This is a genomic window from Streptomyces sp. NBC_00316, from assembly GCF_036158715.1.
Lineage (GTDB): Bacteria > Actinomycetota > Actinomycetes > Streptomycetales > Streptomycetaceae > Streptomyces.
Genome location: NZ_CP108023.1, coordinates 6083770 through 6109413, shown reverse-complemented (window position 1 = coordinate 6109413; position 25644 = coordinate 6083770). Strand labels below are relative to the sequence as shown.

Annotated in this window: 26 protein-coding genes; 14 read left to right on the top strand and 12 right to left on the bottom strand. The window is 69.6% G+C overall.

Annotated elements, in window-relative coordinates:
• Positions 1-53 precede the first annotated feature (53 nt).
• Complete coding sequence (locus OG878_RS27120; RefSeq protein ID WP_328889190.1) at positions 54-884, top strand: TerD family protein; 831 nt, start codon at positions 54-56, stop codon at positions 882-884.
• An 83-nt stretch (positions 885-967) separates the two neighbouring features.
• Here the strand turns inward: OG878_RS27120 and OG878_RS27115 are convergent, their stop codons facing one another.
• The 3 genes from OG878_RS27115 to OG878_RS27105 form a co-directional block, all read right to left on the bottom strand.
• Positions 968-1702 carry a TerD family protein gene (locus OG878_RS27115; RefSeq protein ID WP_328889189.1) on the bottom strand — a complete coding sequence of 245 codons (735 nt, stop codon included), beginning with the start codon at positions 1700-1702 and terminating at the stop codon, positions 968-970.
• Between the two features lie 141 nt (positions 1703-1843).
• Positions 1844-2986 (bottom strand): DUF475 domain-containing protein, encoded by a 1143-nt coding sequence (locus tag OG878_RS27110; protein ID WP_328889188.1) that lies wholly within the window; start codon positions 2984-2986, stop codon positions 1844-1846.
• A gap of 71 nt (positions 2987-3057) precedes the next feature.
• Entirely contained in the window at positions 3058-3633 is a 576-nt protein-coding gene (locus OG878_RS27105) for a TerD family protein (RefSeq protein WP_277326037.1), read from the bottom strand.
• On the opposite strand from OG878_RS27105, the gene OG878_RS27100 reads away from it, so the two are divergent.
• A complete protein-coding gene (locus OG878_RS27100; RefSeq protein WP_328889187.1) occupies positions 3632-3835 on the top strand; it encodes a hypothetical protein in 204 nt (67 codons plus the stop codon). The genes OG878_RS27105 and OG878_RS27100 overlap by 2 nt on opposite strands.
• Here OG878_RS27100 and OG878_RS27095 read toward each other — a convergent pair.
• The 3 genes from OG878_RS27095 to OG878_RS27085 all read right to left on the bottom strand — a co-directional run bounded on the left by OG878_RS27095 (position 3825) and on the right by OG878_RS27085 (position 5698).
• Positions 3825-4400 carry a TerD family protein gene (locus tag OG878_RS27095; RefSeq protein ID WP_277326038.1) on the bottom strand — a complete coding sequence of 192 codons (576 nt, stop codon included), beginning with the start codon at positions 4398-4400 and terminating at the stop codon, positions 3825-3827. The genes OG878_RS27100 and OG878_RS27095 overlap by 11 nt on opposite strands.
• A 192-nt stretch (positions 4401-4592) precedes the next feature.
• Positions 4593-5051, bottom strand: a complete 459-nt coding sequence (locus OG878_RS27090) for a peroxiredoxin (RefSeq protein WP_277326039.1) — start codon at positions 5049-5051, stop codon at positions 4593-4595.
• 209 nt (positions 5052-5260) lie between these two features.
• Positions 5261-5698 (bottom strand): DUF3052 domain-containing protein, encoded by a 438-nt coding sequence (locus tag OG878_RS27085; protein WP_030925917.1) that lies wholly within the window; start codon positions 5696-5698, stop codon positions 5261-5263.
• A 484-nt stretch (positions 5699-6182) separates the two neighbouring features.
• On the opposite strand from OG878_RS27085, the gene aceE reads away from it, so the two are divergent.
• The gene (aceE, locus tag OG878_RS27080; RefSeq protein ID WP_328889186.1) at positions 6183-8915 is read left to right on the top strand and encodes a pyruvate dehydrogenase (acetyl-transferring), homodimeric type; all 2733 of its coding nucleotides are present in this window, start codon (positions 6183-6185) and stop codon (positions 8913-8915) included.
• Positions 8916-9022: 107 nt separating this feature from the next.
• Here the strand turns inward: aceE and OG878_RS27075 are convergent, their stop codons facing one another.
• Both OG878_RS27075 and OG878_RS27070 read right to left on the bottom strand, forming a co-directional pair.
• A complete protein-coding gene (locus OG878_RS27075) occupies positions 9023-9406 on the bottom strand; it encodes a peptidase inhibitor family I36 protein (RefSeq protein WP_328889185.1) in 384 nt (127 codons plus the stop codon).
• Positions 9407-9604: 198 nt separating this feature from the next.
• Positions 9605-11215 (bottom strand): MFS transporter, encoded by a 1611-nt coding sequence (locus OG878_RS27070; RefSeq protein WP_328889184.1) that lies wholly within the window; start codon positions 11213-11215, stop codon positions 9605-9607.
• A 118-nt stretch (positions 11216-11333) separates the two neighbouring features.
• On the opposite strand from OG878_RS27070, the gene OG878_RS27065 reads away from it, so the two are divergent.
• The 3 genes from OG878_RS27065 (at position 11334) to OG878_RS27055 (ending at position 14522) form a co-directional block, all read left to right on the top strand.
• Entirely contained in the window at positions 11334-12035 is a 702-nt protein-coding gene (locus tag OG878_RS27065; RefSeq protein WP_328889183.1) for a TetR family transcriptional regulator, read from the top strand.
• Positions 12036-12271: 236 nt separating this feature from the next.
• Positions 12272-13474, top strand: coding sequence for an alpha/beta hydrolase (locus OG878_RS27060; protein ID WP_328889182.1), 1203 nt, complete (start codon positions 12272-12274; stop codon positions 13472-13474).
• Positions 13475-13568: 94 nt separating this feature from the next.
• Entirely contained in the window at positions 13569-14522 is a 954-nt protein-coding gene (locus OG878_RS27055) for a DUF4429 domain-containing protein (protein WP_328889181.1), read from the top strand.
• Positions 14523-14538: 16 nt separating this feature from the next.
• On the opposite strand, the gene OG878_RS27050 is transcribed toward OG878_RS27055, so the two are convergent.
• The gene (locus OG878_RS27050; protein ID WP_328889180.1) at positions 14539-15555 is read right to left on the bottom strand and encodes an aldo/keto reductase; all 1017 of its coding nucleotides are present in this window, start codon (positions 15553-15555) and stop codon (positions 14539-14541) included.
• Positions 15555-16016: a MerR family transcriptional regulator gene (locus tag OG878_RS27045; protein ID WP_328889179.1), complete on the bottom strand. Its 462-nt coding sequence runs from the start codon at positions 16014-16016 to the stop codon at positions 15555-15557. Before OG878_RS27045 ends, OG878_RS27050 begins: the two co-directional genes overlap by 1 nt.
• Positions 16017-16128: 112 nt before the next feature.
• On the opposite strand from OG878_RS27045, the gene OG878_RS27040 reads away from it, so the two are divergent.
• A complete protein-coding gene (locus OG878_RS27040) occupies positions 16129-16953 on the top strand; it encodes a serine hydrolase domain-containing protein (RefSeq protein WP_328889178.1) in 825 nt (274 codons plus the stop codon).
• 54 nt (positions 16954-17007) lie between these two features.
• Here OG878_RS27040 and OG878_RS27035 read toward each other — a convergent pair whose 3' ends face one another.
• Positions 17008-17664 carry a pirin family protein gene (locus tag OG878_RS27035; protein WP_328889177.1) on the bottom strand — a complete coding sequence of 219 codons (657 nt, stop codon included), beginning with the start codon at positions 17662-17664 and terminating at the stop codon, positions 17008-17010.
• A gap of 127 nt (positions 17665-17791) precedes the next feature.
• Between OG878_RS27035 and OG878_RS27030 the strand changes: the two genes are divergently transcribed.
• From OG878_RS27030 to fabF, 5 genes are all read left to right on the top strand, one after another.
• Entirely contained in the window at positions 17792-18991 is a 1200-nt protein-coding gene (locus OG878_RS27030) for a PucR family transcriptional regulator (RefSeq protein WP_328889176.1), read from the top strand.
• An 89-nt stretch (positions 18992-19080) separates the two neighbouring features.
• Positions 19081-19995: an ACP S-malonyltransferase gene (locus OG878_RS27025; RefSeq protein WP_328891394.1), complete on the top strand. Its 915-nt coding sequence runs from the start codon at positions 19081-19083 to the stop codon at positions 19993-19995.
• A 13-nt stretch (positions 19996-20008) separates the two neighbouring features.
• Positions 20009-21010: a ketoacyl-ACP synthase III gene (locus tag OG878_RS27020; RefSeq protein WP_328889175.1), complete on the top strand. Its 1002-nt coding sequence runs from the start codon at positions 20009-20011 to the stop codon at positions 21008-21010.
• Positions 21011-21072: 62 nt separating this feature from the next.
• Entirely contained in the window at positions 21073-21321 is a 249-nt protein-coding gene (locus OG878_RS27015; protein ID WP_266986003.1) for an acyl carrier protein, read from the top strand.
• A 77-nt stretch (positions 21322-21398) separates the two neighbouring features.
• Positions 21399-22661 carry a beta-ketoacyl-ACP synthase II gene (gene fabF / locus OG878_RS27010; protein ID WP_277326053.1) on the top strand — a complete coding sequence of 421 codons (1263 nt, stop codon included), beginning with the start codon at positions 21399-21401 and terminating at the stop codon, positions 22659-22661.
• Between the two features lie 89 nt (positions 22662-22750).
• On the opposite strand, the gene OG878_RS27005 is transcribed toward fabF, so the two are convergent.
• Positions 22751-23245 (bottom strand): DUF3145 domain-containing protein, encoded by a 495-nt coding sequence (locus tag OG878_RS27005; RefSeq protein WP_328889174.1) that lies wholly within the window; start codon positions 23243-23245, stop codon positions 22751-22753.
• A gap of 351 nt (positions 23246-23596) precedes the next feature.
• On the opposite strand from OG878_RS27005, the gene OG878_RS27000 reads away from it, so the two are divergent.
• Positions 23597-24514, top strand: coding sequence for an SGNH/GDSL hydrolase family protein (locus OG878_RS27000; RefSeq protein WP_328889173.1), 918 nt, complete (start codon positions 23597-23599; stop codon positions 24512-24514).
• Between the two features lie 30 nt (positions 24515-24544).
• Complete coding sequence (locus OG878_RS26995; protein ID WP_328889172.1) at positions 24545-25543, top strand: aldose epimerase family protein; 999 nt, start codon at positions 24545-24547, stop codon at positions 25541-25543.
• Positions 25544-25644: the final 101 nt, after the last annotated feature.

Genomic DNA, 25644 nt, shown 5'->3' with positions numbered 1-25644 from the left:
GGGATGCGCCCCCACGTTGTCTGCACGGGCAGCCAGCAGGCAGGATGACCGCCATGACGCACGCGATGCTGAAGGGCTCGAACGTCCCCCTCGATGCCACGGCCGTACGGGCCGTGCTGCGCTGGACCCCGGGCGCCGGGATCCCCGATGTGGACGCCTCGGCCCTGCTTCTCGGCACCGGTGGCCGGGTGCGCTCCGACGAGGACTTCGTCTTCTACAACCAGCCCCGGCACCCCTCCGGCCTGGTACGACGGCTGCCCAAGCGCAGCGTCGCCGAGGGCCTGACCGACACCATCGAGGCCGACCTGGGCGCACTCGACCCCTCGGTCGAACAGGTGGTCATCGCCGCGTCCTCGGACGGAGCCGCCTTCGAGCAGGTCCGTGATCTGCGCATCCTGCTGTACGACGCGGCGTCGGCGGGCGGGGATCCGCTCGCGGTGTTCGATGTGCGGCCGGAGACCGGCGAGGAGACCGCGATCATCTGCGGTGAGCTCTACCGGCGCGGCGATGGCTGGAAATTCAGGGCGGTCGGCCAGGGCTACCCGACCGGTCTGGTCGGCCTCGCGACCGCGTTCGGCATCTCGGTGGACGAGGCGGAAGCCGCGGCCGAGCCCGATCCGGCCCCCGCCCCGGCGTTCCCTCCCGCACCGGCGCCCGCCCCCGACATACAGGCCACGGTCCAGCACCAGCAGCCCGCGTACGGCTATCCGCAGGCCGCGACGGCCGCCGCACCCGCCCCGGCTCCGCAGCCCGCGTACGGCTACCCGCAGCCGGCCGCCGCGCAGCCCGCGTACGGCTATCCGCAGCCCGCGGCCGCCGCGGCGCCCGCCCCCGACCCGAATTTCGTCCTGCCGCCGCAGGGCCCGCAGTTCGTCCGTTCCTGACCGCACCGGCGCCGCGCGCCCGGCCGGGGGACGGGAGCGGGCGCTCAGGCGCCGCGCGCCCGGCCCGGAGCCGGGGCAGGCGCTCAGGCCCGGGACTTGTAGCCGCGCCCCCACTGCATCCCCCAGCCGTACAGCCGGTCCAGCTCCGACTGGAAGCCGTAGACGAACTTCACCTCGCGCCGCACGATCAGCTCGTCCTTGATGTTCTCCACCGTGAACACGGCGCACGAGCGGGCCTGGGGGGCTCTCTCGTCGAGCTCGATCTCGATCCGTGGCCCGTTGCCCGGGTAGAGCGTCACCTTGGCGTGCGTACGGTCGAAAGCCGGCGTCTGGTCGTAGATGTACACGAAGAACAGCAGCCGCTTGATCTGGTCCCGCTGGTCGAGGTTGACGTACACGGTCTCCCCCGACGGCGCCCCGAAGCGGTCGTCCCCGCTGAGCCTGACGTACGGCGGCCCGTTCAGGTCGCCGATCAGGTTGCCCAGCGGCTGCACCACCCCCTTGGTGCCGTCCTTCAGCTCGTACATGCAGCCCAGGTCCAGGTCGACGTTGACCACGCCCTGGGTGTGCGCCTGGACCACATCGGGCTGGAAGAGCTTGAAGGGCCGCAGCAGCCGCCCGCTCTGCCGCGATCTGCCCTCGATGTCGGACGTACGCATCCGCCAGGAGAGGTTGACCCGGAGGTTGCCGGTCAGCGCGCCCTGCTTGGTCAGGGAGACCGTGGCGTGCCGCTTGGAGAGCACGATGGAGTTGGTCGCCGCGTTGCCCGCCTCGAACTGCGCTTCCCGCCTCGGCCACAGGCCGTCCCAGAACGCCATCCCCAACCCCCACACGTCTCGGTACTGTCCGGGCCCCGCACACATCACAGCGGGGCGGCCGCCGGGCCGGATCCGGGTGTTCCCGGACAACCGTCGCCGTACGGACCGCCCCGCTGAGAGCGTTCCTCAATCCCTACCGGGTCACACCCCGGACGGGACTTCCGCCTTGGAACCCGAGCTGTCGTCGCCGCCGGCCTCCAGCGCCTTGTTGCGCCGGACCGACGACCAGAAGGACCAGCCGATCAGCACGACGCCGACGAGACCGGTGATGATCTCGTTGATCTCGTACTGAATGGTGACGAGCAGAATGACGGCCAGCGCGCCGATGGCGTAGTGCGCGCCGTGCTCCAGGTAGACGTAGTCGTCCAGGGTGCCCTGGCGGACCAGGTAGACCGTGAGCGAACGGACGTACATCGCGCCGATACCGAGGCCGAGGGCCATCAGCACGATCTCGTTGGTGATGGCGAAGGCGCCGATGACACCGTCGAACGAGAAGGACGCGTCGAGCACCTCGAGGTACAGGAACATGAAGAACGCGGCCTTGCCGGAGAGCACCACCGCGGAGACGTTCTTGCCGGTCTTCTTGGCCTCCTCCTCGGCCTCGTGCTCGCGCTCCTCCTCTTCCTCGAGCTTGTTCTCGAAGTAGCCGGAGAGACCGCCGACGATGAGGTACGTGATCAGACCCGCGACACCCGCGAGCAGGACGGTCTCCGCCTTGTTCGCGTGCGCGCCGCCGTGCTGGTGCGCCTGGGTCGCGAAGGTCATGGCCGAGACCAGCAGGACGATGAGCGCGATGCAGACCGACAGCATGTCGACCTTGCCGAGCTTGGCGAGCGGACGCTCGATCCAGCGCAGCCACTGGATGTCCCGGTCCTCGAAGATGAAGTCGAGGAAGATCATCAGCAGGAACATGCCACCGAAGGCGGCGATCGCCGGGTGGGCGTCCGTGACCAGTTCCTGGTAGCGCTCGGGCTGGTTGAAGGAGAGATCGACTGCCTCGATGGGCCCGATCTTGGCGGTGATGGCCACGATCACGACAGGGAAGACCAGCCGCATACCGAAGACCGCGATGAGCACACCGACCGTGAGGAAGATCTTCTGCCAGAAGGCATTCATCTTCTTCAGGATTCCGGCGTTGACCACCGCATTGTCGAAGGACAGCGAGATCTCCAGGACGGAAAGGATCGCGACGACACCGAAGGCTTCCCACCCCCCGTAGAACACCGCTGCGACCAGGCCGAGCGCGGTAATCGCGAACGACCAGCCGAAGGTTTTCAGAAGCACTGGCTACCCCATCGTGTATGTAACGGGTCTCCCCCGGGTGTGTGCGGGGCTCCCCCGCGCCGTGCGCGGCTTTACGAAACGTTGACCCCGAAGTCTAGAGCGATGCCGCGAAGACCCGACGCGTACCCCTGTCCCACTGCACGGAACTTCCACTCGCCGTTGTACCGGTAGAGCTCGCCGAAGATCATCGCGGTCTCCGTCGAGGCGTCCTCGCTCAGGTCGTAGCGGGCGAGTTCCTGTCCGTCGGCCTGGTTCACCACGCGAATGAACGCATTGCTGACCTGACCGAACGTCTGACCGCGGGCGTCGGCCTCATGGATCGAGACCGGAAAAACGATCTTGTCGCAGTGGGCGGGCACCTGTACGAGGTTCACGATGACCGACTCGTCGTCGCCCTCACCCTCACCGGTGAGATTGTCGCCCGTGTGTTCCACGGAGCCGTCTGGGCTCGTGAGGTTGTTGTAGAAGATGAACCATTCGTCTCCGAGCACCCGGCCCGACTGGCACAGCAGTGCGCTGGCGTCGAGGTCGAAGTCGGCCCCCGTGGTGGATCGTGCGTCCCAGCCGAGGCCGACGAGCACCTGGGTGAGGTTGGGTGCGGCCTTGGAGAGGGAGACATTGCCTCCCTTGGCGAGCGTGACGCCCATGGTGTGTGTCCTCCCCGAGTCGATGAACCGTGTGTCGATGAACGGTCCGCCGGTGAACGGTCTGCCGGTGAACCGTCTGCGGTGCGCGTCCGGCGCCGCACTGGGTGCGGCGCCGGACAAGGACGTGCGGGGCGCGGCCCGCGCCGTGGCGCCTTCGCAGGCACGGCCCGGGCACGCCCTGTGGGCTGTGGTCAGACGTTGACGCCGAAGTCCTGCGCGATGCCGCGCAGACCCGAGGCGTAGCCCTGGCCGATGGCACGGAACTTCCACTCCGCGCCGTTGCGGTACAGCTCGCCGAAGACCATGGCGGTCTCCGTCGAGGCGTCCTCGCTCAGGTCGTACCGCGCCAGCTCGCTGTTGTCGGCCTGGTTGACCACGCGGATGTACGCGTTGCGCACCTGGCCGAAGCTCTGCTGGCGGGACTCGGCCTCGTAGATCGAGACCGGGAAGACGATCTTGTCGACATCGGCCGGAACGCCGGCCAGGTTCACCTTGATGACCTCGTCGTCGCCCTCGCCCTCACCGGTGAGGTTGTCACCGGTGTGCTCGACGGAGCCGTCGGGGCTCTTGAGGTTGTTGAAGAAAACGAAATTCCCGTCGCTGCCGACCTTACCCGCCGCATTCGTCAGCAGGGCACTGGCGTCGAGGTCGAAGTCTCCGCCGGTGGTGGTACGAGCATCCCAGCCCAGACCGACGATGACCGCGGTCAGGTTGGGCGCGGCCTTGGTCAGCGAGACGTTGCCGCCCTTGCTGAGGCTGACTCCCACGAGTCCTCCCATTGGTTTCATTAGAGGCCGACAGGTGCCGGCGCCTGCATCGTGCGTTGGCATCGGATCAACGAGTGGATCCTAGTGACCGGTTCCCGGCCAAAACAGGCTTTTGGCCGGGGCGCCGGGAGATCGCCCGAATCGCCGCCGGGAATGTCTCCGGCCGTCGCCGAAGAACCCGCCTCAGCCGGATCAGATCGCGTCGAGGGCCTTGATGTAGTCGTTCAGGTCCCGCGCGTCGGGCAGGCCGTTGACGACGGTCCAGCGCACCACGCCCTCCTTGTCGATGATGAAGGTGCCGCGCACCGCGCAGCCCTTCTCCTCGTCGAAGACGCCGTACGCCCGCGAGGTCTCGCCGTGCGGCCAGAAGTCCGAGACCAGCGGGTACTCGAGGCCTTCCTGCTCGGCGAAGACGCGCAGGGTGTGGATGGAGTCGTTGGAGACGGCGAGCAGCTGCGTGTCGTCGTTCTCGAACTTCGGCAGCTCGTCGCGGAGCGCGCAGAGCTCACCCGTGCACACGCCGGTGAAGGCGAACGGGTAGAAGAGCAGCACGACATTCTTCTCGCCGCGGAAGTCGGAGAGCTTCACGGTCCGGCCGTGGTTGTCCTTGAGCTCGAAATCCGGGGCCTTGGTACCGACCTCGATCGCCATGAAAACGCGTCCCTTCACTGCTTCACCGGGCTGGGCTGTCCGGGTGGACTCCCACCCTACGCAGAGCCCTTGTGCGGAGCCGTCGGCGGCCCGCGCGGCACCCGGGGAGCGCACGAAGACGGCGCGGGGGGACCCCGGCACAGGGACACGAAGGCATACGAAGGCCCCCGCCGGTGCACGACCGGCGGGGGCCTCGTGATGAGTGCGGTTCAGCGCTTGGCTTTGGCCGACTTCGGGGTGACCAGACGGCTGCCCGTCCAGTCCTTGCCCGCATTGATGCTCTTGGTCTGGGAAAGACCGGCTGTCTGAGCAGCCTCGTTGATGTCGCTCGGTTCGACGTATCCCTCGCGGCCGGTCTTCGGCGTCATCAGCCAGACCGCACCGCCGTCCTCGATCAGACCAATGGCATCCACCAGCGCGTCCGTAAGGTCGCCGTCCTCGTCGCGGAACCACAGCAGAACGACGTCAGCGACGTCGTCGTAGTCCTCATCGACGAGTTCCTGGCCGGTAGTGGCCTCAATGCCCTCACGGAGCTCCTGCTCGACGTCGTCGTCGTAGCCGATCTCCTGGACCACCTGTCCGGGCTCGAACCCCAGCCGTGCAGCCGAGTTGGTCCGTTCCTCCGCGTGGTCCGCGGTCGCGCTCACGGGTTGCCTCCTGATCATGTTTCGGAAAATGCTTCAGCCACGCGCGTGCGCGGGGCGTTGGCCGTAGTCCACACGGGCGCGGCGGATCGCGCAAGTACCCAGCGTGCGAGACCGCCTAAACGGTGACGTTCCCTGCCACGTCGCCGCACGATCGGCATGTCTCGCTGCGGGCATCGGCGCCGCCCGTCCACACCCTTTACGTCCTTGAACAGCTTATGCCGTTTCGGTCCGCCAATCGGAGTCGAACAGCCTTTGGGAACGCTTGGACGGCTTGGGCGTATGGTTGCGGTTTGGTCCCGCCCCGCCTGCCGGACCTTCCCCGTGCACCGGACGTGATGTCTCACGACCTGAGGGTTACCCCTCGGTAGAGGTGACGTTTGCGTCCTCGCGGTACACGATGGTGAGGGCGTACGTGCATACATCCCGGGGGCATGCCTCCCGTTACCAGGCCCCGTAGAGCACCACCGAACAGCGAAGGAACAGCGTGGCTTCCGGATCCGATCGCAACCCGATCATCATTGGCGGCCTTCCCAGCCAGGTCCCGGACTTCGATCCTGAAGAGACCCAGGAATGGCTCGACTCCCTCGACGCCGCCGTCGACGAGCGCGGCCGTGAGCGGGCCCGCTATCTGATGCTCCGACTCATCGAACGCGCACGTGAGAAGCGTGTCGCCGTGCCGGAGATGCGCAGCACGGACTACGTGAACACGATCGCCACGAAGGACGAGCCGTTCTTCCCCGGCGACGAGGAGATCGAGCGCAGGATCCTCAACGCGACGCGCTGGAACGCGGCCGTGATGGTGTCCCGCGCACAGCGTCCGGGGATCGGCGTCGGCGGCCACATCGCCACGTTCGCCTCCTCCGCCTCGCTGTACGACGTGGGCTTCAACCACTTCTTCCGCGGCAAGGACGACGGCCGTGGCGGCGACCAGATCTTCTTCCAGGGGCACGCCTCCCCCGGCATCTACGCCCGCGCGTTCCTCCTGGACCGGCTGAGCGAGGCGCAGCTCGACGCCTTCCGCCAGGAGAAGTCGAAGGCCCCGAACGGTCTGTCCAGCTACCCGCACCCGCGGCTGATGCCGGACTTCTGGGAGTTCCCGACGGTCTCGATGGGCCTCGGCCCGCTGGGTGCGATCTACCAGGCGCGGATGAACCGGTACATGGAGGCGCGCGGCATCGCCGACACCTCCCAGTCGCACGTCTGGGCGTACCTCGGCGACGGCGAGATGGACGAGCCCGAGTCGCTCGGCCAGCTCTCCATCGCCGCCCGTGAGGGCCTGGACAACCTGACCTTCGTGGTCAACTGCAACCTGCAGCGCCTCGACGGCCCGGTGCGCGGCAACGGCAAGATCATCCAGGAGCTGGAGTCGCAGTTCCGCGGTGCCGGCTGGAACGTCATCAAACTGGTCTGGGACCGCACCTGGGACCCGCTGCTCGCGCAGGACCGCACGGGCATCCTGGTCAACAAGCTGAACACCACTCCGGACGGCCAGTTCCAGACGTACGCCACCGAGACGGGCGCGTACATCCGTGAGCACTTCTTCGGCGACGACCCGCGGCTGCGCGAGATGGTCAAGGACATGTCCGACCATCAGATCCTGCACCTGGGCCGAGGCGGCCACGACCACAGGAAGGTCTACGCGGCGTACTCGGCGGCCAAGGCGCACAAGGGCCAGCCGACGGTGGTCCTCGCCCAGACGGTCAAGGGCTGGACGCTCGGACCGAACTTCGAGGGCCGCAACGCGACCCACCAGATGAAGAAGCTCACGGTCGAGGACCTCAAGCGGTTCCGCGACCGGCTGCACATCCCGATCACGGACAAGCAGCTCGACGAGGGCTACCCGCCGTACTACCACCCGGGCCGCAACTCGGAAGAGATCCAGTACATGCACGACCGCCGCAAGGGTCTGGGCGGCTATGTCCCGACCCGTGTGGTGCGCGCGAAGCCGCTGGTCCTCCCCGAGGACAAGACGTACGCGACCGCGAAGAAGGGTTCGGGTCAGCAGTCGATCGCCACGACCATGGCGTTCGTCCGCATCCTGAAGGACCTCATGCGGGACAAGGAGATCGGCAAGCGTTTCGTGCTGATCGCGCCCGACGAGTACCGCACCTTCGGCATGGACGCGTTCTTCCCGAGCGCGAAGATCTACAACCCGCTGGGCCAGCAGTACGAGGCGGTGGACCGCGATCTGCTGCTCGCGTACAAGGAGTCGCCGACCGGTCAGATGCTGCACGACGGCATCTCCGAGGCCGGCTGCACGGCGTCACTGATCGCCGCCGGTTCCGCGTACGCCACGCACGGCGAGCCGCTGATCCCGGTGTACGTCTTCTACTCGATGTTCGGTTTCCAGCGCACCGGTGACCAGTTCTGGCAGATGGCCGACCAGCTCGCGCGCGGCTTTGTGCTGGGCGCGACCGCCGGCCGGACGACGCTGACCGGTGAGGGCCTCCAGCACGCGGACGGCCACTCGCAGCTGCTCGCCTCGACGAACCCGGCCTGTGTCGCGTACGACCCGGCCTTCGGGTACGAGATCGCGCACATCGTCAAGGACGGCCTGCGCCGGATGTACGGCGAGAACAGCGAGGACGTCTTCTACTACCTCACCGTCTACAACGAGCCGATCCAGCACCCGGCCGAGCCGGAGAACGTGGACGTCGAGGGCATCCTCAAGGGCGTCCACCGCTTCAGGAGCGGCGAGAAGGGCGCGATCCCGGCGCAGATCATGGCGTCCGGTGTGGCGGTCCCGTGGGCGGTCGAGGCGCAGCAGATCCTCGCCGACGAGTGGAACGTCAGGGCCGACGTCTGGTCGGCGACCTCCTGGAACGAGCTGCGCCGCGAGGCGGTGGAGACGGAGCGGTACAACCTTCTGCACCCGGAGGAGGAGCAGCGCGTCCCGTACGTCACGCAGAAGCTCTCCGGCTCCGAGGGCCCGTTCGTGGCGGTCTCGGACTGGATGCGTTCCGTACCGGACCAGATCGCACGCTGGGTGCCCGGCGCGTACCAGTCGCTGGGTGCGGACGGCTTCGGCTTCGCCGACACGCGGGGAGCGGCCCGCCGGTACTTCCACATCGACGCGCAGTCGATCGTCCTCGCGGTGCTCACCGAGCTCGCCAAGGCGGGCAGGATCGACCGTTCGGTGCTGAAGACGGCGATCGACCGGTACGACCTGCTGGATGTGGCCGCGGCCGATCCCGGCGCGGCCGGCGGCGACGCGTAAGCACGACCGCCCCGTAAGAACGACCGACGGGTGAGCCGAAGGGCGGCGGACCTCCTGGTCCGCCGCCCTTCGCCGGTCTCCGGCCGGTCCTGCGGCCGCTCCTCCGGTCAGCTCTCCCAGATCTTGAACGCCCTGACCTGGTACGGGGACTGCGGCACCCAGGTCCCACCGCCCGGATACGTCTCGAACTCGCCGGTCTCGGCGCACTCCGCCGACTGATAGGTGGTGACGGGGCGGCCGGTGCGGTTGGCGAGCGCCTGCACCTTCCTGCCCGGCGGCAGCGGGACACAGCTGTCGATGTCGGTGCCGGACAGTTCGTGGATCTGCCGGGCGCCGGTGAAGTCCGGCTTCTCCCAGAGGCAGAGCTGACCGCTCTCGCAGGTGCCGAGGCGGACGGGCGCGGCGTGCGCGGCCGGTGCGGCGGCCCCGGACGCGGCCGGTGGGATCAGGGCGGTGGCGGCCAGTGCGGCGGCAAGCACGGTCGTACGCATGTCAATCAACCCCCGTGGTGATGTGGATCAGTTGCACCGACCTTGACCTGCGGCGCAGAGCCACCGGAAGAGGTCCCGGGCGAGACCACCCGGATAGGCGACAGCCCCGCCGGAGAGGTCCGGCGGGGCTGTCGTATGCACGATGTTGACGCTCGGGCGCCGTCGGCGCGCGAGGGCCGGCGAAGGCCGGTGACGGGATCAGATGTGGCCCGCGCCCGCGCCTGCCTCGGCGTTCGCACCACGCTTGGTGAGCGTGGCGACCAGTGCCGCGACCACCGCGACGATGCCGGCGACCATGAACGCGGTGCTCATGCCGGACACGAACGTGTCATGCGCGACACTCGTGATCTTCTCCACGACCGGCGCAGGCAGGTCGGATGCCACCGGCGGGATGCCGACCTCGACGGCCGACGATGCCTGGTCCAGCTGCTGGGGCGAGAGCGGCGGAAGCTCGGCGGCCGCCCAGTTGTCGGCCAGGTGGGAGTCGACCTGCGAGGCCATCACCGCGCCCAGCACCGCCGTACCGAGGCTGCCGCCGACCTGCATGGCGGCCTGCTGCAGACCGCCCGCGACGCCGGAGAGCTCCATCGGGGCGTTGCCCACGATGACCTCGGTGGCGCCGACCATCACCGGCGCGAGGCCGAGGCCGAGCAGACCGAACCAGATGGACATGGCCAGGGTGCCGGTGCCGGTGTTCAGCTGGGACATGCCGAACATGGCGACCGCCGTGCACACCATGCCGCCGACGAGCGGGACGCGCGGGCCGAGCTTGGTGATCAGCAGACCCGCGAGCGGCGATCCGACGATCATCATGCCGGTCAGCGGCAGCAGGTGCAGACCCGCGTCGACGGCCTTCATGCCGTGCACGTTCTGCAGGTAGAAGGTGACGAAGAACAGTCCGCCCATGAAGGCGAACGCCATCAGCACCATCAGGATCACACCCGCGGACAGCGGCACCGAGCGGAACATCGCCAGCGGGATCAGCGGCTCCCTGACGTTCTTCTGCGAGAACGCGAACACCACGAACAGGCCGACGGCGGCCGCCAGGAAGCCGACCGTCTTGAAGTCGCCCCAGCCCCACTCGGCGCCCTTGATGAGTGCCCAGATCAGGCAGAACATCGCCTGCGACAGCAGCACGATGCCGCCGATGTCGAAGGAGCGCGGCGCGTTGTCCGCCCGGTGGTCCCTGAGGATCACCACGCCGAGCAGGAGCGCGACCACACCGACCGGCACGTTGATGAAGAAGACGGACTGCCAGCTGACGTGCTCGACGAGCACACCGCCGAGGATCGGGCCGCCCGCGGTCGAGGCGCCGATGACCATGCCCCAGATACCGATCGCCATGTTCAGCTTCTCGGCCGGGAAGGTGGCGCGCAGCAGGCCGAGCGCGGCGGGCATCAGCAGGGCGCCGAAGAGGCCCTGCAGCACCCGGAAGGTGATGACCAGGGCCACGCTGTCGGAGAGGCCGATGGCCCCGGATGCCGCGGCGAAGCCGACGACACCGATCAGGAAGGTCTGGCGGTGACCGAACCGGTCACCGAGCTTGCCCGCGGTGATCAGGGAGACCGCGAGGGCCAGCATGTAGCCGTTGGTGATCCACTGGACTTCGGCGAGCGAAGCACCGAGATCCTGCTGGATGGCGGGGTTGGCGATCGCGACGATCGTGCCGTCGAGCGCGACCATCATCACGCCGATGGCCACGGAGAAGAGCGTCAGCCAGGGGTGGCCGCGCAGCCCCTTGGCCGGGGCGGGAGCGAGGGTGTCCTGCGGCTCCCGCGACGCCTTTTCTACGGTGGTCTGACTAGTCATGCGGGGGAGATTAGTGTCAGCCACTGACAGTTGACAAACCATTTCACGAGTCGGTAACCCACATGTAGCCCACAGGTACGCTGAGCGGAACAAAACAGCAGAAAAGAGGACCAGTTCAGTGACCGAGGGGCAGCGAGCCGTGGTGCACCCCACCGGACTGCGCGAGCGCAAGAAGCGGCACACCCGGGACGCCCTGTTGCACGCCGCCCTGGAACTCTTCACCACCCAGGGGTACGAAGAGACCACCGTCGACGAGATCGTCGACGCCGTGGGTGTTTCGCAGCGCACCTTCTTCCGCTACTTCGCCAGCAAGGAGGAGGTCACCTTCGCCGTCCAGGAGATGGTGGAGTCGCGCTTCCTCTCGGAACTGCGCCGACGGCCCGCCGCGGAGAATCCGTTCACGGCCATGCGCAGCGCAGTGCTGTGCGCCTGGAACAGCATCGGAGAGGCGATCGAGGAGCTCGTCACGGTCGAACTCCACATGCGCACGTACCGGATGATCGAGTCGACGCCCCCACTGCTCGCCGCCCACCTGCGACGCAGCATCGACCTGGAGAACCAGATCGCCGAGGTGGTGGCCGCACGCGAGGGTCTCGACGTCGCGACGGACCCGCGGCCGCGGGTCGCCGTCGCCGCGTTCTCCGCAGTGATGCGGGTGACCGGGCAGCTGTGGGGACAGGGGCAGGACACCGGTATCGAGTCGCTGCGCGCACTGACCGAGCGCTACCTGGACCATCTCGGACCAGCACTTGCGGAGAACTGGCGCACGCCGGTCGAACGGACCGCCGAGAGGCCGACGACCCACAACGAACAAACCTGACAATTAGTCCAATTCCGTGCACCCGTGTGCCGAATGCCTCACAAGCGAGCATGACGGACTTCACAACAGCCGTGCCACGACCGCCACATGGAGTACCCACGAGGCGTGGAAGTGCGGCGGAGCGTGCGCGGCGCGCGCACGGAGCGTAAGGAAACTCCCCCTCGATTCCCGATTGTCGGGTGACGTGCGTCACCCGCTTCACAGCAGTCGCCGTGCGTCTCCTAGGGTGGGCGGCAGTGACTTCCTTCGACTCCTCCCCCACGCTGACCGCATGGCGCGCACTCCTCGCCGTCGCGGTCGTGTTCGTGATGCTGGCGACCACGGGCTGGACCGCCGTGCGTCACCAACGCTCCGACGAGCCACGCGACATCGCGCTCACCTCCTGGGCGCGGGGCCGGATAGCGGGTCACGCCCTGCCGGACGTCGATGCGCCGCCGCGCCGGCTGGCCACGTTCTTCGCGTCGCTCACCGCTGCGCAGCGCACCGCGCTCGCCGACACCTACCCCCTGGTCGTCGGCAACCTGAACGGCGCCCCGGTCACCCTGCGCTACCACGCCAACCGGCGGGCTCTGAAGCAGGCACGGACGGTCGAACAGGAGCGCATGCACGACGCCCGGCTCTCCCCCGAGGGCCGCGACGACGCGTTCCGGCGGATGCAGCGCTTCGAGTCGATGCTCGCCCACGGCCGGCACTTCCTGGCCTTCGACCCGTCCGGGAGGGGCCACGCCGCCGAGGTCTTCGGCGATCTCGACAGGGCCCAGCGGGTCTCGTTGGTCGTGCCCGGCGTCGACACGAACCTGATGACGCTGGAGCGGTCCGGGGCGAAGACCAACGCCGCCCCCGTCGGCATGGCGAAATCGCTGTACGCGGCGGAGCGCACCGCGAGGCCCGCCACCCGGACCGCGGTCATCGCCTGGGCCGACTACACCGCGCCCGCCGGCATCGGGATGGACGCCGTCCTCGGAAACCTCGCCGAGCGCGGTGCGGTCCGGCTGCGCGCGCTCGTCGGCGCGCTGCCCGGCACGTCGAAGGTCTCGCTGTTCTGCCACAGCTACGGCTCCGTGCTGTGCGGTGTCGCCGCGCACGAACTGCCCTCCCGGGTCACCGACATCGCGGTCGCGGGCAGCCCCGGCATGCGGGTGCAGAACGCCGCGCAGCTGCACACCACAGCCGATGTCTGGGCGATGCGGGACCGCGACGACTGGATCGAGGACGTACCGAACATGGAGGTCGGCGGGCTCGGCCACGGGGCCGATCCGGTGGACCGGGGGTTCGGCGCGCGCGTCGCCTCGGCGGGCGACGCGCGAGGGCACAGCGGCTATTTCGAGCCGGGCACCGAGAGCCTCAGCAACTTCGCGGCCATCGGTGTCGGCGCCTACGGTTCGGTGACCTGTGCGAGCGCCGACAGCGCCTGTCGCGAGGGAATTTCCGGCGCCTGAGACGTCTGACGCGCGTAGAAAGCCGCAACGGACCATGAACTGCGGCGTACTCCGAGGGGGGACGTGCGGGCAAGTGCCGCATACGATGAGGCACATGGGTGATGTGCTGGCCGGAATTCATGCCACCTGGGAGTTCGACACCGACTCCGTGCTCATCCGCTTCGAACGGGGGATCCGCACGCCGAAGCTGTTCCACAGTCTGCGTGAACGCCGCATTCCGCACGCGGCGCTGTCGTCGGTGACGCTGACCCCGGGCAAGCGCGGCACGGTGGTGCTGCACGCGGTGCCGAGACCCGGCGCCGATCCGCTGCTGGAGGCGGCGGCCGGGCAGCTGAAGGACGGCTGCGATCCCTACCGGCTGGTCCTGCCGGCCGAACGCGAGACGCTCGCCGAGTACTACGCGGACGAGCTGCGCGCCCTGCTCGGGCCGGACGCGGCGGAGCCCGCCGAACGCTTCCTGGTCGCGGCGCCCGTGGCACCGATGCAGTTCAAGGCGTACGACGGCAGGGCCAGCTTCGACGGGGACCGGATCTCGTTCCGGTGGTTCTGGACGGGCGCCTCGACGGCGAAGTGGAAGGCGGGCGACCAGACCTTTCCGGTCAGCGAGCTGAGCGGGATCGAGTGGCGCTCGCCGGAGGCCTTCGACGGCTATCTGCGGCTGGTGCCACGGGGCGCGGAGAGCGTGGGCACGGGAGCCGGCGGGGTCACGGAGCCGGGTGCGGCACTCCGTACCGACGCCGTGCCGCCCGGTCCGCAGGCGGTGGCCCCCCGGCCCACCCAGGCCGATCAGGACCCGGCCGCGGTGATCTTCGGTCTCGGCTACGGCCCGGTGCACGAGTCACTGCCGTTCGCCGCTGCCGTACTGGAGTCCGTACGCCGGAAACACTCCGCGGCCGGCGCACCGGCCACCGCACTGGCGCTTGCGGGGCGGCGCGATCCGGCGGACATCGCGGAGCGGATCCGGCACCTCGGGGAACTGCACCAGGCCGGTCTGGTGACGGACGACGAGTTCAGCGCGAAGAAGGCCGAGCTCCTCGCGGAACTGTAGGCGGCGTGCGCAGGCCCTATTCGCGCGCTGCGGACGTCGAGCTCATGTCCGGGTAGCGGTCGCCCGCCACCTGGCCCGCGATCGGCTCCAGCACGGCCAGCTCCTGCGGCGTGAGGGTGAGCCGGGTCGCCCCGACGTTCTCCAGCAGCCGGCTGCGCTTACGGGTGCCGGGGATCGGGACCACGGTCAGGCCGTGCACCTCGGCGCGCTGCTGCACCCAGGCGAGCGCCACCTGCGCGGCCGTCGCCCCGTGTGCCGCCGCGATCTTGTGGACGGGCTCCAGGAGGGCGGCGTTCGTCCTTGCGTTGTCGCCGGTGAAGCGGGGCTGGTACTGGCGGAAGTCGCCCTTCGACAGGTCCTTGGCGGCGTCGGCGAACGCCCCGGTCAGGAAGCCGCGGCCGAGCGGCGAGTAGGGCACGAAGGTCACCCCGAGTTCGACCGCCGCGGGCACGGCGCTGCGCTCGACGTCCCGGCTGAAGAGGGACCACTCGGACTGCAGGGCGGCGATCGGGTGCACGGCGTACGCCTCGCGCAGCTCCGCCCCGGTCACCTCGCTCAGACCCAGCTGCCTGACCTTGCCCTGCTGCACCAGTTCGGCCATCGCGCCGACGGACTCGGCCAGCGGGACGGCGGGGTCGCGGCGGTGCATGTAGTACAGGTCGATGACGTCGGTGCCGAGCCGGCGCAGGCTGTCCTCGACGGCCTGCCGGATGTACGCGGGGTCGTTGCGCACGGCCCGGTACTGCGGGTCGTCGGCCTTCCGCTCGATGGCGAACTTCGTGGCGAGCGTGATCTCGTCCCGGTGCGCCCCGACGAACGGGGCGAGGAACGTCTCGTTGGCGCCGTTCCCGTAGATGTCCGCGGTGTCGAAGAGCGTGACGCCCGCCTCCAGCGCGGCCTCCAGGGTGTCCCGGGCGGCGGCTTCGTCGGTGTCCCCGTAGAACTCGCTCATGCCCATGCAGCCGAGCCCCTGCACGCCCACCTGCGGGCCGCCGTCGCCGAGCTCCACGGTGGCGATCTTGTTGTCAGTCATCAGCCGCAAGGCCTTTCCGGCGCCCGGCGGGCGCTCGCATAGAAGTCGATCTTGTAGTCGAGAACGGCGAGGGTGTCCTGGAGCTCCGCGATCCGCGTCATCACATCGCGGCGGGTCGCCTCCAGCAGCTCCTGCCGCTCCTCGAAGGTGTGCTCGCCCTCACGCAGCAGCTCCGCGTACCTGACCATGTCGGCGACCGGCATCCCGGTCAGCCGCAGCTTGCCGACGAAGGCCAGCCAGTCCAGATCCCGGTTGGTGAAGCGGCGCTGTCCGGTGTGCGACCGGTCGACGTGCGGCATCAGTCCGATCCGCTCGTACCAGCGCAGGGTGTGCGCGGTGAGCCCGGTGAAGGCGACGACCTCGCTGATGGTGTAGCGGTCCTGGCCCTCGGGGCGCGGATGCGCCCGCGGGGCCGATGCACAGTTGTCCGTCGCTGCGGAAGTGCTCTCCATCACCGTCATGACCTCCACGCTAGAACCTTGGAGTGCACTCGAAGCAAGCACAATCGGTGGCAGGCTTTCCGGCCACCGGCCGGATGCCGGGGCTTCGGCGGCAGGTCTTAGTCTCGTAGGCATGCAGAGCCTGGCGATGATCGAGAACTGGCCCGTCCCCACCGCGGCGGCCGCCGTACTGCGAGCGGACGGCACCGTCGTCGGTACCCACGGGCCGACCGCGCACCGCTTCCCGCTCGCCTCCGTGACCAAGCCGATCGCCGCCTATGCCGCGCTCGTGGCGTACGAGGAAGGTGCGGTCGACCTCGACGAACCGGCCGGACCGGAGGGTTCCACCGTCCGGCACCTGCTCGCCCACACCAGCGGGCTGGCCTACGACGAGCACCGGGTGACGGCCGCTCCCGGCACCCGGCGCCTGTACTCCAACGCGGGCTTCGAGGTGCTCGGCGACCACATCGCCAAGGCCACCGACATCCCGTTCCCCGAGTATGTGCGCCAGGCGGTCCTGGAGCCGCTCGGCATGGTGTCGACCACGCTGGACGGCTCGCCCGCCCGGGACGGCGTCTCGACCGTCGACGACCTGGTGCGGTTCGCGGCGGAGGTGCAGGCTCCGCGGCTGCTCGACCCGCGGACAGTGCTCGCCGCGCAGACCGTCGTGCACCCCGGCCTGAAGGGCGTCCTGCCGGGCTACGGTCACCAGAACCCCAACGACTGGGGGCTCGGTTTCGAGATCCGCGACCACAAGTCGCCGCATTGGACGGGCGCTTCCTCGTCCCCGGCGACCTTCGGGCACTTCGGCCAGTCCGGTACGTTCCTGTGGATCGACCCCGCCGCCGGTGCGGCCTGCGTCGCGTTGACGGACCGGGCCTTCGGGCCGTGGGCGGCCGAGGTGTGGTCGCCTTTCACGGACGCGGTGCTCTCGGAGCTCGGACGTTCGGCGCGGTAGTGCCCGCAGGGCGACGGCGGTGGAGCGACCGGGGGTGACGGCGCGCGGCCCCGGTCAGCTGGACAGCTCCCACACCAGCACCTGCGCCGGTATCTCCGCCGCCAGTTCCAGCCCCACCGCCCCCGTGATCCGCGCCGCGTCCCCCGGGCCGAGCGTCTCGCCGTCGAGGCGCACCTCTCCGGCCACCACATGCACATACGCCCGCGCCGCGTCCGGCACCGCCGTGCGCTCCCCCGCGGCCAGCCTGCGCACGTGCAGCATCGCGGCGGCTTCCGGGAGGGCGTACGGGGTGGAGTCGGCGATGCCGGCGACGGTCGTGTACGAGGGTTCGCCGCCCGGTTCGAGCGGCGCCAGCCACATCTGAAGGAACGTCAGCGGCACGTCCCCGTCGTTGCGTTCGACGTGACGCACACCAGCCGCCGCGCTGAGGTGCTGGACGTCCCCGGCCCGTACGCGCGTGGCATGACCGGCCGAGTCCCGGTGGGTCAGCTCGCCCTCGACGACCCAGGTCACGATCTCCGTGTGACTGTGCGGATGCTCGTCGAAGCCCGCACCGGGCGCCAGCCGCTCCTCGTTGCAGGCCAGGATCGCGCCGAAGCGCAGATTGTCCGGGTCGTAGAAGGAGCCGAAGGAGAAGGCGTGCCGGGACACGATGCCCGCGGCCTCGTCCCCGCCCGGATACCGGTCGTCCGCGCGCTGTACGGAAATCACGGCTCCACGGTATCCCGGCGCGGCGCACGTGCGGCCGGGCAGAAGATGTCCGCCTTCTACCGGGCAGTACGACCCGCGGCCGCCCCGGCCCTCCGTGCTCGTGCCCCGATAAGGCAGTCTTGTGTCCGTGCCCCGACCCGATCCTGAGCAGCCCGCTGCGAATGACGCCCACCTGCATGCCGCGACCCTGAAGCGACTGGAGCAGTCCTCCGGCCGGCTGGCCGCGAACGCGATCGCCCGCATGGACGAGTCGCTGCCGTGGTACCGGGCGATGCCCCCGGAGAACCGGTCCTGGATCGGTCTGGTGGCCCAGGCCGGGATCGCCGCCTTCACCGAGTGGTTCCGGCACCCGGAGACGCCGCAGGCCATCTCCACCGATGTGTTCGGTACGGCTCCGCGCGAGCTGACCCGGGCGATCACGCTGCGCCAGACCGTCGAGATGGTGCGTACGACGATCGAGGTGATGGAGGCCGCGATCGAGGAGGTCGCCGCCCCCGGCGACGAGTCCGTGCTGCGCGAGGCGCTGCTCGTCTATGCGCGGGAGATCGCCTTCGCGACCGCCCAGGTGTACGCGCAGGCCGCCGAGGCGCGCGGCGCCTGGGACGCCCGGCTCGAATCGCTCGTGGTGAACGCGGTGCTGTCCGGCGAGGCCGACGAGGGCGCCGTGTCACGGGCCGCCGCGCTCGGCTGGAACTCCCCCGAGCATGTCTGTGTGGTGCTCGGTACGGCCCCGGACGGCGACAGCGAACTGACCGTCGAGGCGATCCGGCGGGCCGCCCGGCACGCCAAGCTCCAGGTGCTCACCGGGGTGCTCGGCAACCGGCTGGTCGTCGTCGCGGGCGGCAGCGACAACCCGCTGCACGTCGCGAAGGCCCTGATCGGCCCGTATGCGGCCGGTCCCGTGGTGGCCGGACCGGTGGTGCCCGACCTGCTGGCGGCCACCCGGTCCGCGCAGGCCGCAGCCGCCGGGCTCAAGGCGTGCAGCGCCTGGCAGGACGCCCCGCGGCCGGTCCTGGCGGACGATCTGCTGCCGGAGCGCGCCATCGCGGGCGACCCCGCCGCACGGGACCAGTTGGTGGAGGAGATCTACAGACCGCTCGAAGAGGCGGGCTCCGCGCTGCTGGAAACGCTGAGTGTGTATCTGGAGCAGGCGAGCAGCCTGGAGGGCGCAGCCCGGATGTTGTTCGTCCACCCCAACACCGTGCGCTACCGGCTCCGACGTGTGACGGACGTCACCGGATGGTCGCCCTCCGATGTCCGCTCCGCGTTCACGCTGCGGATCGCCCTGATTCTGGGGCGTCTGGCCGACAGAGATACCCAGTCCTAGACTTTTGTCGGACATCAACAATTCCCCCTACGGTTCTTCGTCCCTGTCCCCACGGGCGTTCAGGACCGTTCACAAGAGAGAGTGTGAGGGTGCTCGTACTCGTCGCTCCCGGCCAAGGCGCTCAGACGCCCGGCTTCCTGACTCCCTGGCTCGACCTCCCCGGTGCCACCGACCGCATCGCGGCCTGGTCCGACGCCATCGGGCTCGACCTTGCCCACTACGGCACGAAGGCCGATGCGGACGAGATCCGCGACACCGCGGTGGCGCAGCCGCTGCTGGTCGCCGCGGGTCTGCTGTCCGCCTCCGCGCTTGCCGCGTCGCCCGCTGTCGTCGCAGGTCACAGCGTTGGTGAGATCACTGCTGCCGCTCTCGCCGGGGTGATCGACGACGAGGCCGCGCTCCGCCTGGTCCGCACCCGTGGGCTCGCCATGGCTGACGCCGCAGCGGTCACCGAGACCGGTATGGCGGCGCTGCTCGGCGGCGACCCCGAGGTGACGGTCCCGCACCTGGAGATGCTCGGGCTGACCCCGGCGAACGTCAACGGGGGCGGCCAGATCGTCGCCGCCGGCACCGCCGCGCAGATCGCCGCGCTGACCAAGGACATGCCCGAGGGCGTGCGCCGTGTCGTGCCGCTCAAGGTCGCCGGCGCCTTCCACACGCATCACATGGCTCCCGCGGTCGACCGTCTCCGCGAGGCCGCTTCGGCGCTCGCGGTCTCCGACCCGACCGTGACGTATGTCTCGAACGCCGACGGAAAGACGGTCGCCACCGGCGACGAGGTCATCTCCCGGCTCGTCGGCCAGGTCGCCAACCCGGTCCGCTGGGACCTGTGCATGGAGACCTTCAAGGCACTGGGCGTCACGGCACTCATCGAGGCGTGCCCGGGCGGGACTCTCACCGGCCTCGCCAAGCGCGCGCTACCCGGTGTGCAGACCCTCGCGCTGAAGACCCCCGACGACCTCGATGCCGCTCGCGCGCTCATCTCCGAGCACGCAGCCGCCTAAGGAGCCCGAGAGCATGTCGAAGATCAAGCCCAGCCAGGGCGCCCCGTACGCACGGATCATGGGTGTCGGCGGCTACCGCCCGACCCGTGTCGTGCCCAACGAGGTGATTCTCGAGACGATCGACTCGTCCGACGAGTGGATCCGCTCCCGGTCCGGCATCGCCAGTCGCCACTGGGCCTCCGAGGAGGAGACCGTGGCCGCGATGTCCGTCGAGGCGGCCGGCAAGGCCATCGCCGACGCCGGGATCGGGCCCGAGCAGATCGGCGCGGTCGTCGTCTCGACCGTCTCGCACTTCAAGCAGACTCCGGCCATCGCGACCGAGATCGCCCACAAGGTCGGCGCGGGCAGGCCCGCCGCCTTCGACATCTCCGCCGGCTGCGCCGGGTTCGGCTACGGCCTGACCCTCGCCAAGGGCATGATCGTCGAGGGTTCGGCCGAGTACGTGCTGGTCATCGGCGTGGAGCGGCTCAGCGACCTGACCGACCTGGAGGACCGGGCAACGGCCTTCCTCTTCGGTGACGGCGCCGGTGCGGTCATCGTCGGCCCCTCCAACGTGCCTGCCATAGGCCCGACGGTCTGGGGCTCCGAGGGCGACAAGTCCGACACGATCAAGCAGACCGTGGCGTGGGACGAGTTCCACGCCGAGCGTCCGGAGAAGTTCCCGGCCATCACGCAGGAGGGTCAGGCGGTCTTCCGCTGGGCCGTCTTCGAGATGGCGAAGGTCGCCCAGCAGGCGCTGGACGCGGCCGGGATCGCCCCGGAAGACCTGGACGTCTTCATCCCGCACCAGGCCAACATGCGGATCATCGACTCGATGGTGAAGACCCTGAAGCTGCCGGAGCACGTCACGGTCGCCCGTGACGTGGAGACCACCGGCAACACGTCCGCCGCCTCGATTCCGCTCGCTATGGAGCGGCTCCTGGCGACCGGTCAGGCGAAGAGCGGCGACACCGCGCTCGTCATCGGCTTCGGGGCGGGTCTCGTCTACGCCGCGACGGTCGTTACTCTCCCCTAGGCACACCGGACCTTCCGGTCCGGACGTCAGAACCCTGCAGAAACACATCGAAGGAGCGCCACATGGCCGCCACCCAGGAAGAGATCGTCAGCGGTCTCGCCGAGATCGTCAACGAGATCGCCGGTATCCCGGTCGAGGACGTCCAGCTGGACAAGTCCTTCACCGATGACCTGGACGTCGACTCGCTGTCCATGGTCGAGGTCGTCGTCGCCGCCGAAGAGCGCTTCGACGTCAAGATCCCCGACGAGGACGTCAAGAACCTCAAGACGGTCGGCGACGCTGCCGACTACATCCTGAAGCACCAGGCCTGATCCAGCCGGCTCGTGTGTCGCCACCCGGCGGTGGCGCCGCTGATTCACGACCCTCTACACGTGGAGAAGATTTTCCAGTGAACTCGACCAATCGCACCGTGGTCGTCACCGGTATCGGCGCAACCACTCCGCTGGGTGGCGACTCCGCGTCGACCTGGGAAGGACTGATGGCCGGTCGTTCCGGTGTCAGGCCTCTCGAGGGCGAACGTTTCGCCGAACTGCCCGTCCGGATCGCCGCCCTCGCGGCCGTCGACCCGGGCGACGTCCTGCCCCGCCCGCTCGCCCGCAAGCTGGACCGCTCGGCGCAGTTCGCGCTGATCGCGGCCCGCGAGGCGTGGGCGGACGCCGGCTTCACCGGCAAGGCCGGTGAGGACGACAAGATCCAGCCCGAGCGGCTCGGTTCGGTCATCGCCTCCGGTATCGGTGGCGTGATCACCCTGCTCGACCAGTACGACGTGCTGAAGGAGAAGGGCGTACGCCGCGTCTCCCCGCACACCGTGCCCATGCTCATGCCCAACGGCCCGGCCGCCAACGTCGGCCTGGAGGTCAACGCGCAGGCCGGTGTCCACACGCCGGTCTCCGCCTGCGCGTCGGGTGCCGAGGCCATCGGGTACGCCGTCGAGATGATCCGCACCGGCCGTGCCGATGTGGTTCTCGCCGGCGGCACCGAGGCTGCCATCCACCCGCTGCCCATCGCGGCGTTCGCCAACATGATGGCGATGTCCAAGAACAACGACGAGCCCGAGAAGGCCTCGCGTCCGTACGACACGGGCCGTGACGGCTTCGTGCTCGGCGAGGGCGCCGGTGTCGTCGTGCTCGAGTCCGCGGAGCACGCGGCCGCGCGGGGCGCCAAGGTCTACTGCGAGGTGCTGGGACAGGGGCTGTCCGCGGACGCCCACCACATCGCGCAGCCCGAGCCGACCGGGCGCGGCATCGCTGCCGCGATGCAGAACCTGCTGGACCAGACGGATCTCAAGCCGTCCGAGGTCGTGCACCTCAACGCGCACGCCACGTCGACGCCGCAGGGCGATGTCGCGGAGCTGAAGGCTCTGCGCAAGGTCCTGGGCGACGACCTCGACCATGTCGCGATCTCGGCGACGAAGTCGATGACCGGTCACCTGCTCGGTGGCGCGGGCGGCATCGAGACCGTCGCGACGGTTCTGGCGCTGCACCACCGGATGGCTCCGCCGACGATCAACGTGGAGAACCTCGACGAGGCGGTGGAGGCGGACATCGTGCGTGATGAGCCGCGGCCGCTGCCGGAGGGTTCGATCGCTGCGATCAACAACTCGTTCGGGTTCGGGGGGCACAACGTGGTGCTGGCGTTCCGCAGCGTCTGACCCCCCACCGCGATGAAGCCCGCCACCCCTTGGGGGTGGCGGGCTTCATCGCTGCGCGGGGCCGGGCAGAGGAGGAACGTCCCGCCCCGTCACACCACCTGGTGGAGCCACCGCACGGGGGCCCCCTCCCCCGCGTGCCGGAACGACTCCAACTCGTCGTCCCACGGCTTGCCGAGCAGCTTCGCGATCTCCGCCTCCAGCTCCGTCTCCCCGCGGACCGACCGCGCCAGCGCAGCCCGCAGCCGGTCCTCCGGCACCAGGATGTCGCCGTGCATGCCGGTGACGGCGTGGAAGATGCCCAGCCCGGGCGTCGAGCTGTAGCGCTCGCCCTCCGCCGTGGCGCACGGCTCCGCGGTCACCTCGAAGCGCAGCAGATCCCAGCCCCGCAGCGCGGAGGCGAGTTTCGACGCGGTGCCCGGGGCGCCCTTCCAGGAGAATTCGGACCGCCAGGTGCCGGGTGCGGCCGGCTGCCTGATCCAGTCGAGCTGGACCCGCGCACCGAGGACATCCGCCACCGCCCACTCGACATGTGGGCAGAGCGCGCGCGGTGCGGAGTGAACGTACAGAACTCCACGTGTCGTCACCGGGACCTCCAGTGTGGGACGAGCTTCGCCTTCCCCAGCGGCCTCGCGCCCGTACCGTCTCTTCTCGGCCGGTTCCCGAGGTTGTCGTCAGTAAACAGCATCGGGAGTGAATCTCCTGAAAAGGGACAGTATGTGACGTGATGTGATTTTCCGATTCCACCCGAGTGGAGCCGGGCGGCGCAGCGCGGCACTGGTTCGACGGGGAAAAGCTACCGTGCGGCGGAGCCCGAGGTGTGACGTACGGTCGGTCCTGGACCCATGATTCGCTCAGCTTTCACCCGGCGGAGCGCCCAGGCCTGTCGCCTGGGGCTTCGGGGTTTTGCCGGGGGCATAAACGGGAGGGAACCACGGATGCAGAATCGTTCCGCAAGCCATCGCACGCGCACCGCTGCCGCCGTGCTGACGGTGCTTCCGGTCATCGCCGTGGCCGCGCTGACCGGCTGTGATGCCGAGCGGGACGCGACGACGAACGGCCCGGCCGCCGAACAGCAGCGCCGCCCCGCCGCACCCGCCCGCATCTGGGACCGCAGTCCCAGGTCGGTCGCGGTCGTGGGGGACTCCATCACACGCGGGTTCGATGCCTGTTCGGTTCTGGCCGACTGCCCGGAGGTGTCCTGGGCGACCGGTACGGACAGCGCGGTCCGGAGCCTCGCGATGCGGCTGCTCGGCGCCTCGGGCGCGGCCTCGCGCAGCTGGAACCACGCCGAGACGGGCGCCCGGATCGACCGGCTGCCGGAGCAGATGGCCCTCGCGGCGGAGCAGAAACCCGATCTGGTGACGGTGATGATCGGCGCCAACGACGCCTGCCGGGACTCGGTGAAGCTGATGACGCCGGTGGCGGACTTCCGGGCGTCGTTCCAGGTTTCGATGCGTCAGCTGCGCAGCAGGGCCCCGAAGACGCAGGTGTACGTGTCGAGCGTGCCGGACCTCAAGCGCCTCTGGTCGACGGGGCGCGGCAACCCGCTGGGCATGCAGATCTGGAAGCTGGGGATCTGCAAGTCGATGCTGGGCCGGGCCGACGACATGAGTGCCGAAGCCGTGGCGCGCCGTACCGCCGTGCAGGAGCGGGTCGTGGCCTACAACGAGGTGCTGCGGGATGTCTGCGCGAAGGATCGGCGCTGCCGGTACGACGGAGGGGCCGTCTTCGACTACCGGTTCACCGGTGAACAGCTCAGCCCGTGGGACTGGTTCCATCCGGGGCGGAACGGACAGGCGCGCCTGGCGGAGATCGCGTACCGCAATGTGACGGCACGCAGGCCCCCCGCGTAGCCGCGGTCCCGTGGTCTAAGGTCCGTGATCATGGAAACGGGTTTGAGCACGGCGATACGCACGGAACTCTTCGGCACCCTCGCGGACGGCACCGCCGTCCACCGCTGGACGCTGGAGCGGGCCGGTACTCGGGTACGCGTCCTGACCTACGGCGGCGTCGTCCAGTCGGTCGAGGTGCCGGGCCGGGACGGCGTGCGGGCCGATGTGGCGCTCGGGCTGCCGGATCTCGCGGCGTACACGACGTCCTCAGGACCCTACTTCGGGGCGCTGGTCGGGCGGTACGCGAACCGGATCGCGCACGGTTCCTTCGTGCTCGACGGGCGGACGCACCGGGTGACCCGGAACGAGGGCCGCAACCATGTGCACGGTGGGGCCCGTGGGTTCGACAAGCGCGTGTGGCAGGCGCGGGAGGTCTCCGGTGGCGTGGAGCTCTCCCTGGTCGCCGAGGACGGCGAGGAGGGCTTTCCGGGGAGGCTGGCCGTCTCGGCCGCGTACACCCTGGACGGGGACGGGGCGCTGCGCATCACGTACCGGGCGACGACGGACGCGCCGACCGTGCTGAACCTGACCAATCACACGTACTGGAATCTGGCCGGCGCCGACAGCGGCAGCGCGAGCGGGCACACGCTGCGGATCGCGGCCGGGCGGATCACCCCGGCGGACGACGAGTCGCTGCCGACGGGTGAGTTCCTGCCCGTGGACGGGACCCGGTTCGACTTCCGGGAGCCGAGGACCGTCGGCACCCGGTACGACCACAACTTCGTTCTGGATGCGGACGCCGACGGCCCCGCGGCCGAGCTGTGCGATCCCGTGTCGGGTCGCGTCCTGACGATCACCACGACCGAGCCGGGGCTGCAGCTGTACACCGCCGACCACTTCGACGGGCGGCCGTACGGGCCCTGCGCCGGCATCGCGCTGGAGACCCAGCACTTCCCCGACTCGCCGAACCGGCCGCAGTTCCCGAGCACGGTGCTGCGGCCGGGCGAGGAGTACGTGTCGGCGACGGTGTACGGGTTCTCGGTGCGCTGACGCGGCGCCCTCGACCACGCGGCCCGGGCCGGGGGACGTGGGCGTCGGCCGTCCGCACGGCACCGGGAGGGCACAGCGGCCGACACGAGCGGGCCGGGCGT